We start from the raw sequence: 12,983 nt of genomic DNA on the forward strand, positions 1-12,983 counted from the left end.
CCATTAAGCATTGATTCAGAAGGCGTATTGACCTTAGCGCCAAATACGGTATCGGGAACCTACAGTGTTGTTTATCAATTATGCGAAGTAGGAGCTAATCCAGCAAATTGTGATTTAGCCACAGCTACAGTTGTAGTCTTGAATCCAATAATTGCAAATAGTGATGTTGCCTTTGATTTGCAGATTCCAGGTGTTACAAACCCAACTATAGTTGGAACAGTAACAGACAATGACTTATTAAATGGAGCGCCAGTTACGGCTGCGAATACAGATGTAACGCCAATCATGACTGGACCGTTGAGTATTGATTCTGAAGGGGTATTGACCTTAGCGCCAAATACGCCAGCAGGAACTTATACAATAGAATATACTATCTGTGAAGTTGGTGCTAATCCAGTTAATTGCGCAATTACAACTGCTTCTGTCGTTGTAGGTGTTAATATACTAAATGCATTAGACGATATTCATGGACCAATTAGTGGGGTAGCAGGTGGAGACACTGGTCTAAATGTTTTAGATAATGACCTAGGTAATGGTGCTATTTTAGATCCATCTAGAATTACTTTATTACCAGTTACAAATGGACCTTTAAGCATTGCGGCTAATGGGAATGTATTTATTGAGCCGAATACTATGGGAGGTATTTACACTATAAACTATACTATATGTGATATTGTTAATCCATTAAATTGTGCAACAGCTGAAGCAACTATTATTGTCGAAGAGTTACCAAGTATCGCAGTTATTAAGACAGCTGTATTTGATGACAACAATGGAGATGGTTTTGCACAAGCAGGAGAAACAATTACATACAGCTTCCAAATTACAAATACGGGTAACGTACCGTTATCAAATGTGACTATTACTGATAACTTGCCAGGGTTAGTATTAACAGGAAGTCCGCTAATTAGTTTAGGAGTGGGCGAGATTAACACAACAGCTTATACAGGTGTTTACGCTTTAACTCAAAATGATATTAATTTAGGATCGGTAAGCAACCAAGCAATGGTTGAAGGTACAAGTCCTGAAGGAACTACCGTAAGTGACTTATCTGATAGCAGCAGTGACGCAAATGACGAACAAACAGTCTTAGGAGTTGTTGGTTGTGTTATTGAAGTCTTTAATGCAGTAGCTCCTAATGGTAGTGGTGATAATAAAATATTACGAATTAGAGGATTAGAATGCTATCCTGAGAACACAATTGAAATATACAACAGATGGGGTGTATTAGTTTTTGAAACAAGCGGATACAACAATAGTGATAGAGCGTTTAGAGGACGATCAGAAGGAAGAGTAACGGTTAATCAATCTGCAGAATTACCTGAAGGAACGTATTTCTATATCCTACGATACAACGATGGTTCAGCTACATCTCAGCAGAAAGCAGGATATTTATACATAAACAGATAGTAAAAACAATAAGACTTAAAATAGAAAATGATGAAAAGACAACTAATGATATTCTTACTGTTATTATCTGGAGCGATCTATGCACAGCAAGACGCTCAGTTTACACAGTATATGTACAACACGATTAATGTGAACCCAGCTTATGCTGGTTCACGTGAGGCTCTAAGTGTATTTGCTTTACATAGGACGCAGTGGGTAGGACTAGATGGTGCTCCAGTGACTAATGCGTTTTCAGTGCATACACCCATAAATAACAGTAATGTGGGATTGGGGATTTCATTGATTAATGATAGAATAGGTCCTTCAGATGAGAATAATTTAGCGGTTGACTTTTCATATTCAATTAAGACATCCGAACAATATAAATTATCATTTGGAATCAAAGGGTCTGCCAATTTATTAAACGTTGATTTCAATAAGTTAAACTTGTATGATAGTAATGAATATAGTTTTGCTACAAATATTGATAACAAATTTTCGCCTAACATTGGAGTAGGGCTTTATTGGCACTCTGATGATACTTATATAGGTATTTCGGCTCCTAATTTATTAGAGACAAAACATTTTGATAAGTATGCTAAAACAGGTGGGAATACTTATTTGGCAAGTGAACGTATTCACTATTTCCTAACTGCTGGACATGTGTTTGATTTGTCTTACAACGTTAAGTTCAAGCCGGCATTAATGACTAAGCTTGTTTCAGGAGCTCCATTACAAGTTGATGTTTCGGGAAACTTCATGTTTAATGAAAAGTTTACTGTAGGAGTAGCTTACAGATGGAGTGCAGCATTGAGTGCATTGGCAGGTTTTCAAGTAAGTGATTCATGGTTTATAGGTTATGGGTATGATTTAGAGACTACACGTCTAGCGAATTACAATTCAGGGTCACATGAGATTTTCTTGCGTTTTGAATTGTTTAATAGATACAATAAAATGGTTTCTCCAAGATTCTTTTAAAACTACCAATTATGAAATTTACAAATATATTATACAGCATAGTATTATCTTTTTTTGCATGCGCGGTTTATGCTCAAAATGGAGCTGTTTCTAGAGCAGACAAACAATATGATAAATATGCTTATTACGACGCAATTGCTACTTATGAGAAAATTGCTGAGCGAGGGTATAAGGATGAGGATATGTTCCAAAAGTTAGGGAATGCCTACTATTTCAATGCTCAGCTAGATAAAGCTGCAAAATGGTACGAAGCTCTATTTGATATGAATAAAGATCAAGAACCGGAATATTATTACCGATATTCTCAATCTTTAAAAGCAGTAGAGGATTATAAAAAGGCAGATAAAATGCTAGAATTGTTTAATGAAAAATCTGGCAATGATCAACGAGGAAAATTATTTAGTAATAATCGAGATTATCTAGCCGTTATTAAAGCAAATTCAGGCAGATTCACGATTGAAGATGCAGGGATAAATTCAAATTATTCGGATTATGGAGCTGCTATTTATGACGGTAAATTAATTTTTGCCTCAGCAAGAGATACTGGAGGAGTTTCAAAAAAGATATTCAGGTGGACAAATCAAACTTTCACAAATTTATATAGTTCAGATATAAATGAGGATGGAACGCTATCATCTCCTCAGCGATTAGCAAATGCTGTTAATTCAAAATTTCATGAGTCTACGCCTATTTTTACAAAAGATGGAAAGACGATGTACTTTACAAGAAATAATTACCTAGATGGAAAGATTGGAAAAGATGAGCAAAGAGTAGTTTTGTTAAAACTTTATAAGTCTACTTTGACCGATGGAAAATGGTCAAATATAGTTGCGCTACCTTTCAACAGCGACAATTATAGCGTGGCACATCCAACATTAAGTGTTGACGAAAAAACTCTTTATTTTGCCTCAGACATGCCCGGAACTTTTGGCCAGTCTGATTTGTACAAAGTGGCAATTAATGCAGATGGAAGTTATGCAACTCCTGTAAATTTAGGTGCTAAAATAAATACAGAAGGAAGAGAGACTTTCCCGTTTATATCAAGTGATAACCAACTATATTATGCAACTGATGGTAGACCAGGACTGGGAGGATTAGATGTTTATGTTACTTCACTTAAAAATGAGAATTTTAATGATATTCAAAATGTAGGTTCTCCAATTAATAGCGAGAGTGATGATTTTTCTTTCTTGATTAACAATGAAACGCGTAAAGGTTTCTTTACTTCAAATCGTTCTGGAGGATTAGGTTACGATGATATCTACAAATTTGTTGAAACTAAACCGTTATTATGCGAGCAATCTTTAAAAGGGTTGATAACCGATAGCGAGAGCAATGCAATTATTGGGAATGCAAAAGTGACGCTATTTGATGAGAAGTTTGCAGTGATTGAAGAGACCTTTTCAAATCAGGAAGGGATGTATTCATTCAGCGTTTTATGTGCTAATAAATATTACGTTCGAGCCGATAAAAAGGAATATCAAGTTGCAGAGTCTAGTATAGTTATTCCAAATGAAAGTGGTAGTAGTACTTTACCATTGGCTTTGTCAAAACGAATCAAGCAAGTTGGTGTTGGATCTGACTTAGCTAAAACGTTAGAGATTCCAATTATCTACTTCGATTTAGATAAGTCTTTCATTCGTAAAGATGCTGCATTTGAATTAGCCAAAGTCTTGATTGTTATGCAAGAAAATCCAACTATGAAAATAGATATTCGTTCACATACTGACAGCAGACAAACAAAAAGCTATAATGAGGCTTTATCTGATAGAAGAGCTAAAGCAACAAAGGCGTGGTTAATTAAGAAAGGTATTGCTGCAAATCGTTTGACTGCTAAGGGGTATGGCGAATCTCAATTAGTAAATAAATGTGCAGATGGAGTACAATGTTCAGAAACAGAGCACCAAGCCAATAGAAGAAGTGAATTTATTATTGTCTCTATGAATTAAAAAATAGATATATTTAAAAATTAAAGCAACCTATAATCAGGTTGCTTTTTTTATTCCAATAAGGGAAGGCTATGCAGTTCTGAAAATTTTAAACAAGCCCTCCCAATCTACAGTTACACTTGTTTTAGTTAAGCCTTGATACTTGGGTATTTCATTTAAGCAGTCTGTTTTAAAATTTTCTAATAAAGCGTAAGGTGCTTGTAAGCTGTTTTGTAATTTAGATGCTATTTTTAGTTGTAGGTCATGATTATATTCAGGAATAAAAAAGGCTTTTTTGCTTAGTTCTTTCAAGTCTAGTAGTATAGAATCTTCCGGTCTACACAGTATAATCTCACTTTCATTGAGTGCTGTTTCTAACTGTTTTGTAGTTAGATAATTGTAATAAGTAATGTTGTTGGCTGTCACTTTTTCTTGGTTTTTTTCGAAAACACCTTTTATGAAAATAACCTTACTGCTAAAATGTTCTAGATCACGTTGCAATTTTTGCTGCATGGCTGCTCGTTGTAGTTCGCTTCCAGAAACTACTATTAACAATTTATTCTTCATCGGGAGATCTCTGTAGTGCATGCGACTAATCTTTGCTAGATATTTGAGTTTTAAACCGAATAAAGGAGCGTTTGCAGCTGTATTATTCTCCGTATGATTTGCGCTATCGGTCTGCAGCCAGCATTCATCAAACTTCTTTATTTTCGAATAAAAGAAATTCACTACAATCGACTTAGGATACTTCAGACTAAGATTTAATTGTCGATCGATATAAACAGAAGGGATTTTTCTACTACTTAAGCCTAATCGTCCGTCGGATAGGATTCCTTCGAGCTCATATTTTTCGATCCATTTTTTAAGTATTTTTTTCTCATTTCTAATGGCTAGAAGAAGTCCTGGGATAGTATGTAACGAGTTCCATGACAACCGGGATGTTTTTGTGTTTACTTGTATGGCGTATGATGGGAGTTGTAAAATCTTGATGTAGGGGAATTCTTTGATAAGAAAGTGGTATGTTTCTCCCTCTGAAGCAAGGATGGGAATTAAGTTATGCTCCTGCATCGCTTTGATTAATACGATACTTTGTATCGCATTTTCTAAACCAGAATTAGAAACGGCTATTAGGATTGTTTTGCACTTTGTAGCTACCATTGTATGTAAATCTTTTATAAACTGTAAGGTACATACAGAAAAGCACAGAGATATATACTGTAGATTACCAAAATATTAAGTAATAGTCCATTAAAAAAGGGCAATCACATAAAATATACGATTGCCCTTTTTGATAGTATGAAAGTAGTTAATCCTCGCTGGTAATGATTTGCATGGTTTCTTTACTCACTTGCTTTAAGATCACTTTTTTGCCGCTTTCAACAGTCTCTGCTGCGGCATCATTAAAATGTCTAATAGTATATAGAGTAACATTATCAGTGAAGTCTACTTTGAATTTTTTAGATAAAATAGTATTCATCTCTGTAAAATTGTCAAATTTATCTTCAACACAAACAGAAAAGCTAATTGCTGAATTTTGAATTAAATTCACTTTTAATTTATACTGGTGAAACAAAGAGAATATTTCGCTAATATTTTCTTCCATTATAAATGAAAAATCAATTGATGATAACGAAATTAATAGTTGTTTTCTTTTGACGATAAAACAGGGCAAATAAGGTTCTAGTGCAGTTCCCTTAGAGACACTAGTTCCTTTTAATAAAGGATTAATAAATGATTTAACATACAAAGGGATTTCCTTTTTCTGTAATGGTTGCAACGTTTTTGGGTGAATTACAGTCGCACCATAAAATGCTAATTCGATAGCTTCACGGTACGAAATCTGATTTAATAAACTAGCGTTTTCAAAATAACGTGGATCAGCGTTCATGACTCCCGGTACATCTTTCCAGATTGTTACGCTTGCGGCATTCAAGCAGTAAGCAAAAATTGCAGCAGTATAATCTGATCCTTCTCTACCTAATGTAGTGGTAAAATTATTATCATCAGATCCTAAGAAACCTTGTGTAATATTTAATTTCTTGCGCTTTATATTTTTCGAAATGTTGTATTGTGTTGCCTCCCAGTCTACCTCTGCGTCTCTATAGTTTGCGTTTGTTTTAATAAAATGACGTACATCAATCCATTGCGTATCTATAGCTTTAAAATTCATGTAGTAAGCAAGAATGGTGGTCGAGATCAATTCACCATAACTCACCACTTGATCGTATACAAAATTGTAATTAGGTGATTTATTGTTTTCTAAGAAGTACTCTAAATCGGCAAATAATTTGTTCACCGCCCCGAAGACTTCTTGCTTTTCATCCTCAAAAAGATCCATAATGATTTCGTTATGGTATTTTTTCACTTCTTGAACTGACGACTTTAGTGCTGGAGATTTATCAAAATAGTCTTTGATTACTACCTCAAGCGCATTTGTTGTTTTCCCCATTGCAGAAACAACCAGTAGCACATCCTCATATCCCACTTTCTCTAGTAAATCATGTACATTTCTTATTCCTGCTGCATCCTTTATCGATGCCCCTCCAAATTTGAATACTCTCATATCTTATCTATACGGTATTTATAATGCTACTTATTTAGTCTCTTAATTTATTGGCAACAAAATCATTTATTCCTGCCTCATCCATTTGTACACTGTGCCACTCTTGTAAAACCTTTGCTCCAGTTTTTTCATAGAAGTCTATCGCTGGAGTATTCCAGTCAAGAACATTCCAATCGATTCTTCTTACTTGGTCTTTTTTGGCTTGTTTTATAATTTCAGAATACAGTGCATACCCTGCTCCAGTACCGCGTTGTTCGCTTTTTACAACAAGATCTTCAAGATGAAGTGTTTTGCCTTTCCAGGTAGAGTAACGATAGTAATACAAGGCAATGCCTACGATTTCATTTCCATCTACAGCTGCGCTAGTGTTTGAAGGTATTTCGGCTACAAAAACAGAGAATAATGGCTCAGGTCCAAAACCATCACGTATTAAATCCTCCTCGGAGATAAGCACGGCATCTGGTTCTTTTTCAAAGTCAGCTAATTCTTGAATAAGACCTAATACGGCTTTCATATCCTTTTTTTCTCCTTTTCTAATTACCATATTCTTGTTTTTTATAAAATGTAGTAGCCTAATAGCTATGCAATTTGGTTTTAAAATAGTTCTTTTATTAGCAAATATACAATACTCGCAAACTAAGTAAACTTTATTGATTTCATTTTCACAAAAAAACCGATATTTGTTACTTCAAATTAACTACAACGATTTCTTAATGGAAGAACGCAACAAGACTTTAGGCGAATTTATTATCGAAAACCAAAATGCCTTTCAATACTCGTCAGGTGAATTATCTAGAATTATCAACTCCATCCGTTTGGCGGCCAAAGTAGTGAACTATAAGGTAAACAAAGCAGGATTAGTAGATATTACAGGAGCTGCAGGAGAGCAGAATATTCAAGGTGAAGACCAGCAAAAGCTAGATGTTTATGCTAATGAAGTTTTTATTCAAACGCTTATTAATCGTGAGATTGTTTGTGGTATTGCTTCAGAAGAAAATGATGAATACATCACTGTAGAAGGAAGTGATAACAGCCATAACAACAAATACATTGTAATGATGGATCCATTAGACGGATCGTCAAATATTGATGTTAATGTGTCTGTAGGAACAATATTCTCTGTTTATAGAAGAATCACTCCAATAGGAACTCCAGTTACTATGGAAGACTTTTTACAACCTGGAATCAATCAAGTAGCTGCAGGATATGTTATCTATGGTACGTCTACAATGATTGTTTATACAACAGGTCATGGTGTAAATGGATTTACATTGAATCCAGCAATTGGTACCTTCTACCTGTCACATCCTGACATGCAGTTTTCAAAAGATGGAACTATTTATTCTATCAACGAAGGGAACTATATTCATTTTCCTCAAGGAGTAAAAAACTACTTGAAATATTGTCAATCTGAAGAAGGAGATAGACCGTACACCTCCCGTTACATAGGAAGTCTGGTTTCTGATATTCATAGAAACATGATCAAAGGAGGAATTTATATTTACCCTACGAGCTCAAAAGCACCTAAAGGAAAACTGAGATTGCTATATGAATGCAATCCTATGGCTTTTATTGTAGAGCAAGCTGGTGGTAAAGCGACAGACGGTTTTGGTAGAATAATGGAAATTCAACCTACAGAGCTTCATGAAAGAGTACCTTTCTTTTGTGGTAGCTATAATATGGTGGAAAAAGCAGAAGAATTTATGCTTGAAGCAAAATTAAGTAAGTACTAATATACTACCCTGCATTAAAATAGAAAAGCTTCCGATTGTATGATCGGAAGCTTTTTTTATGCTGTTATTGTTACGCTTTCTCTGCGATTTCAATCTCTGTGATGAATAAGTCAAGATCTGCTTTTTGATCTGCTAATTCAAGTGCTCTAGTCACGACACTATGGACATTCTCAGTTGTAAAACCAAGTCCTAGACATAGTTTGTGTAACATTAGCTCTTGGTTGTCACCTAAATGATGATCTACATGAACAATTCGAGCTAAATCGTATAAACGTTCGATTCTTTTTACATTTAAATAAGGAGGGTTGAGTGGATACTTAGCAGGATTCTCTAAAATCTCTTCGTATTCTGCAGCAGATATCTCAAGTCTAATCGCTAGTTTGTCTAAAAAAGCGCGCTCTTCTGGTGCAAAAACTCCGTCTGCTAATGCTAATCTAACAATAGATGAAAAGTGACCTTTGTTTCTTTGTTTGAATTCGCTATCAAATAAATCTGAAAATGACATAGTTAGTTTTTTATTTATATCGCACAAAGATAATTCAATTTTTAAATTTTTAATTTTCTTTTTAATTTTTCTTTATTAAACATTCTAATTGTACTTAATTTTATGTTAGGATTTGCATAAGCTAATCTTTGTTCTTCAAAATAAATCGTAAGTTTACAATCCCATTACCCAATTAATATTAAAGAGTCTATGTCAGAGTTTTGGATTTATTTTCAAATAGGATTAAAGCATGTTTTAGATATAAATGCTTACGACCATGTGTTGTTTTTAATGGCTTTGGCTATTCCATATTCTTTTAAAGATTGGAAAAGGATATTGCTTTTAATCTCGCTATTTACGCTAGGTCACACCGTTGCTCTTGTTCTTTCTGTTTTTGGAATCGTAACCGTAAAAGCAGCGCTTGTTGAGTTATTGATACCTATTACGATTTTGCTAACAGCAATGTTTAATTTGTTTAGCTCAGGTAAAGCTGCTAAGAATAATAAAGGAGGTGTAATATTATTTACAACCTTGTTTTTTGGAGTTATTCACGGTTTAGGATTCTCTAATTATTTTAAATCAATATTAGGAGGATCGGCTCTTTCAAAAACACTTCCTTTGGCTGAATTTGCTTTAGGAATAGAAGGAGCGCAAATTGCAGTAGTTTTTGCAATTTTAATACTGTCGTACATTGCGCAAACGGTTTTTAGATTTTCTAAGAGAGATTGGACTCTGGTGATGTCGGCATTTGTAATTGGGGTAGTCGTACCTATGATTATCGAAAACGAAATTTGGACACAATAATATGGATACAGAGAAATTGAATAAATACGATAAGGCTTACTTAAGAATCGCTACTGAGTGGGGATTGTTGTCTTATTGCAAACGAAAGCAAGTAGGTGCAATTATTGTACGTGATCGCATGATTATATCTGACGGGTATAACGGCACGCCTTCAGGCTTTGATAATTGCTGCGAAGACGAAGCGGGTTTAACACGCTGGGATGTACTCCATGCTGAGGCAAATGCCATCTTAAAAGTTGCTAAGTCAACTCAATCTTGTGAAGGAGCTACCTTATATATTACCCTGTCACCTTGTAAAGACTGCAGTAAATTAATTCATCAGTCAGGCATAACACGTGTGGTGTATCATAACGGTTATCGTGACGATTCAGGAATTCAATTTTTGTTAAAAGCAGGAGTAGTTGTAGATCATATACCCGATTTAGAAGAATAAAATGAAAAGCAAGAATACGTATTTACCTTTATATTTATGTGCTGCTCTAGCGGTAGGGATTGTCATTGGCGGAAGCCTAGGAATGCCTCGTGAGGATAAAATTTTTGCTAAAAATAATTCGCGTACAAAACTCAATAAATTAATAGATTTTATAGACAGTGAGTATGTCGATGATGTTGATACAGATTCAATTGTCAATGTAACCGTAAACAGTATTATGGGCCAACTTGATCCGCATTCTGTGTATGTTCCACCAAGTGAGCAAACGCAAGTAGCTGAGAATATGCGCGGTGATTTTATAGGTATTGGAGTTAATTTTTATATGTATAAAGACTCTGTGGCTATTATAAAACCAGTGGAAAACGGGCCTTCAGCTAAAGCAGGTTTAAAAGCAGGTGATCGAATTCTATATGCCGATAAAACTAAGTTGTTTGGTCGCAAGCTGCCTAGTGATAGCTTATTCTCTTCGTTAAAAGGAGCTGAGGGATCACAAGTCGAACTGACGATTTACCGAAAATCAGAAAATAAGAAAATCAAAATAAAAGTAAAGCGTGATGTAATTCCTTTAAAAAGCGTTGATGCTTCTTTAATGATCAATGCAAGCACGGGATATATCAAAATCAATCGTTTTGCTGCTACTACTTACGCAGAGTTTAGAAAGGGGTTGCTTTCTTTAAAAAAGGCGGGAGCAACAAACCTTATAATTGATTTACGTGACAATGGTGGTGGTTACATGGAAGAAGCTATTGCTATCGCAGATGAGTTGTTGAAGGATAAGCAACTAATTGTCTTTACAAAAAATAAAAAAGGTAGTATTGAGAAAACCTACGCTACAAAAAAAGGTGATTTTGAGCAAGGAACAGTTAGTGTCTTAATCAATGAAAATAGTGCTTCAGCTAGTGAAATTCTTGCTGGTGCTATTCAAGATAACGATCGAGGAATAATTGTAGGTCGCCGCTCGTTTGGAAAAGGTTTAGTACAACGTGAGATGGATTTTAATGATGGTTCAGCCGTACGCTTAACGGTGGCTAGATATTATACGCCTACCGGGAGATCGATACAAAAGCCATATGCAAAAGGTGATGAGGAGGCGTATTTTAAAGAATCAGAGTCTAGGTTTAAAAATGGTGAACTCTATGATAAAGACAGTATTAAAGTAGCGGATAGTTTGAAATTTAAAACGCCCAAAGGTAAGATTGTATACGGAGGTGGCGGAATCGTTCCTGATTTATTTGTGGGTTTAGAGCTCGAACACGGAAACGAAAATACAGTATACCTAATGCAATCCGGAATTGTAGGTAATTTTGTTTTCGAACAATTAGATCAGGATAGAAAAGCGTTCTCCGGAATGAAATTTGCTGATTTCAAGACAAAAATGGCTGCCTCAGATGTGTACTTTACTAAATTCCAGAAGTTTCTTTCTAACAACGGACTTGATCTTCGATTAATAGGGAATAAAGCAATAGTTAAAAGGTATCTTAATGCCGAATTTGCTAGACAATTGTATGGAGAAAAATACTATTACGAAATCGTTCTTAAGGAGGATGCGATGATAAAAGCAGTTCTTAAGAAGAAATAACGATTACTTTTTTTCGTCGTGCCAGTCTTTTCTAAATCGGATTAACTCTGCGTCTATAAGTTCTTTTGAGGTTTTTAATAGGTAATCAGGGTCTTCTGAAATGATGGGAGGGAAGTAGGTGATTTTAATTTCTGTAGTTCGTTTTCCAAAACATTTTAAAAAATGAGGTATAAAAGTATCGTCACCTACAAAAGCATCTGAAATAATTTTATAATCGATTGCTACGGGAATAATTGCAGCTTTTATTTGGGTTGCGGTCCTGAACGAGCCGTACTTAAATGTGGTTGTTGTGGGTAATGTAGTAGTGGTGCCTTCAGGAAAGTTGATTACAGAGTGTCCTTCGTTTATGGTGTTTTTAATCTTTTGACACGTTAGGTCCCTACTGTTTTGACATTCTCTTTCTACAAAAATCACTCCCGATATTTTGCATAAATATCCAATTAATGGCCAGGATGCGACTTCTTTTTTGCCTACCGGAAAAGCATTCATGTGCGTGACAATAAGGATAGGATCAAAGTAAGACCGATGATTGGCGATGATTAAACCTGAAATTGTGGGTAGGTCTCCGGTAATGGTAGCTCGAATACCTAAAATTTTATTGACAACTTTTAAAATAAAGTCTCGAAGTAGTAAAGCGTTTTTTTGTGCTGTTTTTTTGTTCATGAAAAAACTAGCCACGTAAAATGAAAAGGATAAAATCGAAATAAAAAGTACAAAAACGATCAGGCGAACGATGCCTATTAATGATGATAGCATGAAGTGGTTTTATATTGAATGGTCAATATAGTGCTATTTTTCATTAATGCATGATAATGGAAGTCTTTTGGCATTTTAAATAAAATGCCATGAGATCAAAATTGCTTTAAAATAGAAATGCTTACAACTGTCTATCGTTAGTTTTTTCTTCGATTGCCTTAGACATTCTAAAGATTAACAGGATCAAAACAGCGCAAAAAGAAGCTGCAATTCCTATAAAAGCTACAACACTATCGCCTTGAAAAGGATGCTTAAAGTCTAATAATGTAATGTTGAATACGATTAGTGCTAAAGCTAAAAACACTAAAATGCTAGTGAAAATTTTCATGATATGGT

General features: G+C 34.9%; 13 protein-coding genes. 7 read left to right on the plus strand and 6 right to left on the minus strand.

Annotation, left to right across the window (positions count from 1 at the left end; all coding sequences use genetic code 11):
* From HNQ00_RS05930 to HNQ00_RS05940, 3 genes are all read left to right on the plus strand, one after another.
* Window positions 1–1,410, plus strand: a 1,410-nt coding sequence (locus HNQ00_RS05930) for a T9SS type B sorting domain-containing protein (protein ID WP_173837412.1), incomplete at its 5' end; no start/stop codon positions are given.
* 30 nt (window positions 1,411–1,440) lie between these two features.
* Window positions 1,441–2,367, plus strand: coding sequence for a PorP/SprF family type IX secretion system membrane protein (locus HNQ00_RS05935; protein WP_173837639.1), 927 nt, complete (start codon window positions 1,441–1,443; stop codon window positions 2,365–2,367).
* A gap of 11 nt (window positions 2,368–2,378) precedes the next feature.
* A complete protein-coding gene (locus HNQ00_RS05940) occupies window positions 2,379–4,316 on the plus strand; it encodes an OmpA family protein (RefSeq protein ID WP_173837413.1) in 1,938 nt (645 codons plus the stop codon).
* Between the two features lie 69 nt (window positions 4,317–4,385).
* On the opposite strand, the gene HNQ00_RS05945 is transcribed toward HNQ00_RS05940, so the two are convergent.
* From HNQ00_RS05945 to HNQ00_RS05955, 3 genes are all read right to left on the minus strand, one after another.
* The gene (locus HNQ00_RS05945; RefSeq protein WP_173837414.1) at window positions 4,386–5,453 is read right to left on the minus strand and encodes a glycosyltransferase; all 1,068 of its coding nucleotides are present in this window, start codon (window positions 5,451–5,453) and stop codon (window positions 4,386–4,388) included.
* 148 nt (window positions 5,454–5,601) lie between these two features.
* The gene (locus HNQ00_RS05950; RefSeq protein WP_173837415.1) at window positions 5,602–6,858 is read right to left on the minus strand and encodes an aspartate kinase; all 1,257 of its coding nucleotides are present in this window, start codon (window positions 6,856–6,858) and stop codon (window positions 5,602–5,604) included.
* 34 nt (window positions 6,859–6,892) lie between these two features.
* Window positions 6,893–7,402 (minus strand): GNAT family N-acetyltransferase, encoded by a 510-nt coding sequence (locus HNQ00_RS05955; RefSeq protein ID WP_173837416.1) that lies wholly within the window; start codon window positions 7,400–7,402, stop codon window positions 6,893–6,895.
* A gap of 169 nt (window positions 7,403–7,571) precedes the next feature.
* Between HNQ00_RS05955 and fbp the strand changes: the two genes are divergently transcribed.
* Window positions 7,572–8,591 carry a class 1 fructose-bisphosphatase gene (gene fbp, locus HNQ00_RS05960; RefSeq protein WP_173837640.1) on the plus strand — a complete coding sequence of 340 codons (1,020 nt, stop codon included), beginning with the start codon at window positions 7,572–7,574 and terminating at the stop codon, window positions 8,589–8,591.
* 70 nt (window positions 8,592–8,661) lie between these two features.
* On the opposite strand, the gene HNQ00_RS05965 is transcribed toward fbp, so the two are convergent.
* Window positions 8,662–9,096 carry a TerB family tellurite resistance protein gene (locus HNQ00_RS05965; RefSeq protein WP_173837417.1) on the minus strand — a complete coding sequence of 145 codons (435 nt, stop codon included), beginning with the start codon at window positions 9,094–9,096 and terminating at the stop codon, window positions 8,662–8,664.
* Between the two features lie 189 nt (window positions 9,097–9,285).
* On the opposite strand from HNQ00_RS05965, the gene HNQ00_RS05970 reads away from it, so the two are divergent.
* Genes HNQ00_RS05970 through HNQ00_RS05980 form a run of 3 tightly spaced genes read left to right on the plus strand, consistent with a single transcriptional unit; the run spans window position 9,286 to window position 11,891 of the window.
* Window positions 9,286–9,879: a HupE/UreJ family protein gene (locus HNQ00_RS05970; protein WP_173837418.1), complete on the plus strand. Its 594-nt coding sequence runs from the start codon at window positions 9,286–9,288 to the stop codon at window positions 9,877–9,879.
* A 1-nt stretch (window position 9,880) separates the two neighbouring features.
* On the plus strand, window positions 9,881–10,312 hold the full coding sequence (locus HNQ00_RS05975; RefSeq protein ID WP_173837419.1) for a deoxycytidylate deaminase: 432 nt from the start codon (window positions 9,881–9,883) through the stop codon (window positions 10,310–10,312).
* Window position 10,313: 1 nt separating this feature from the next.
* Window positions 10,314–11,891, plus strand: a complete 1,578-nt coding sequence (locus tag HNQ00_RS05980) for a S41 family peptidase (protein ID WP_173837420.1) — start codon at window positions 10,314–10,316, stop codon at window positions 11,889–11,891.
* Between the two features lie 3 nt (window positions 11,892–11,894).
* Here the strand turns inward: HNQ00_RS05980 and HNQ00_RS05985 are convergent, their stop codons facing one another.
* Window positions 11,895–12,647, minus strand: coding sequence for a lysophospholipid acyltransferase family protein (locus tag HNQ00_RS05985; RefSeq protein WP_173837421.1), 753 nt, complete (start codon window positions 12,645–12,647; stop codon window positions 11,895–11,897).
* A gap of 121 nt (window positions 12,648–12,768) precedes the next feature.
* Window positions 12,769–12,975 carry a hypothetical protein gene (locus HNQ00_RS05990; protein ID WP_173837422.1) on the minus strand — a complete coding sequence of 69 codons (207 nt, stop codon included), beginning with the start codon at window positions 12,973–12,975 and terminating at the stop codon, window positions 12,769–12,771.
* Window positions 12,976–12,983 lie beyond the last annotated feature (8 nt).

Origin of the sequence: Flavobacterium aeripolare, assembly GCF_013294025.1 — a bacterium.
GTDB lineage: Bacteria > Bacteroidota > Bacteroidia > Flavobacteriales > Flavobacteriaceae > Flavobacterium.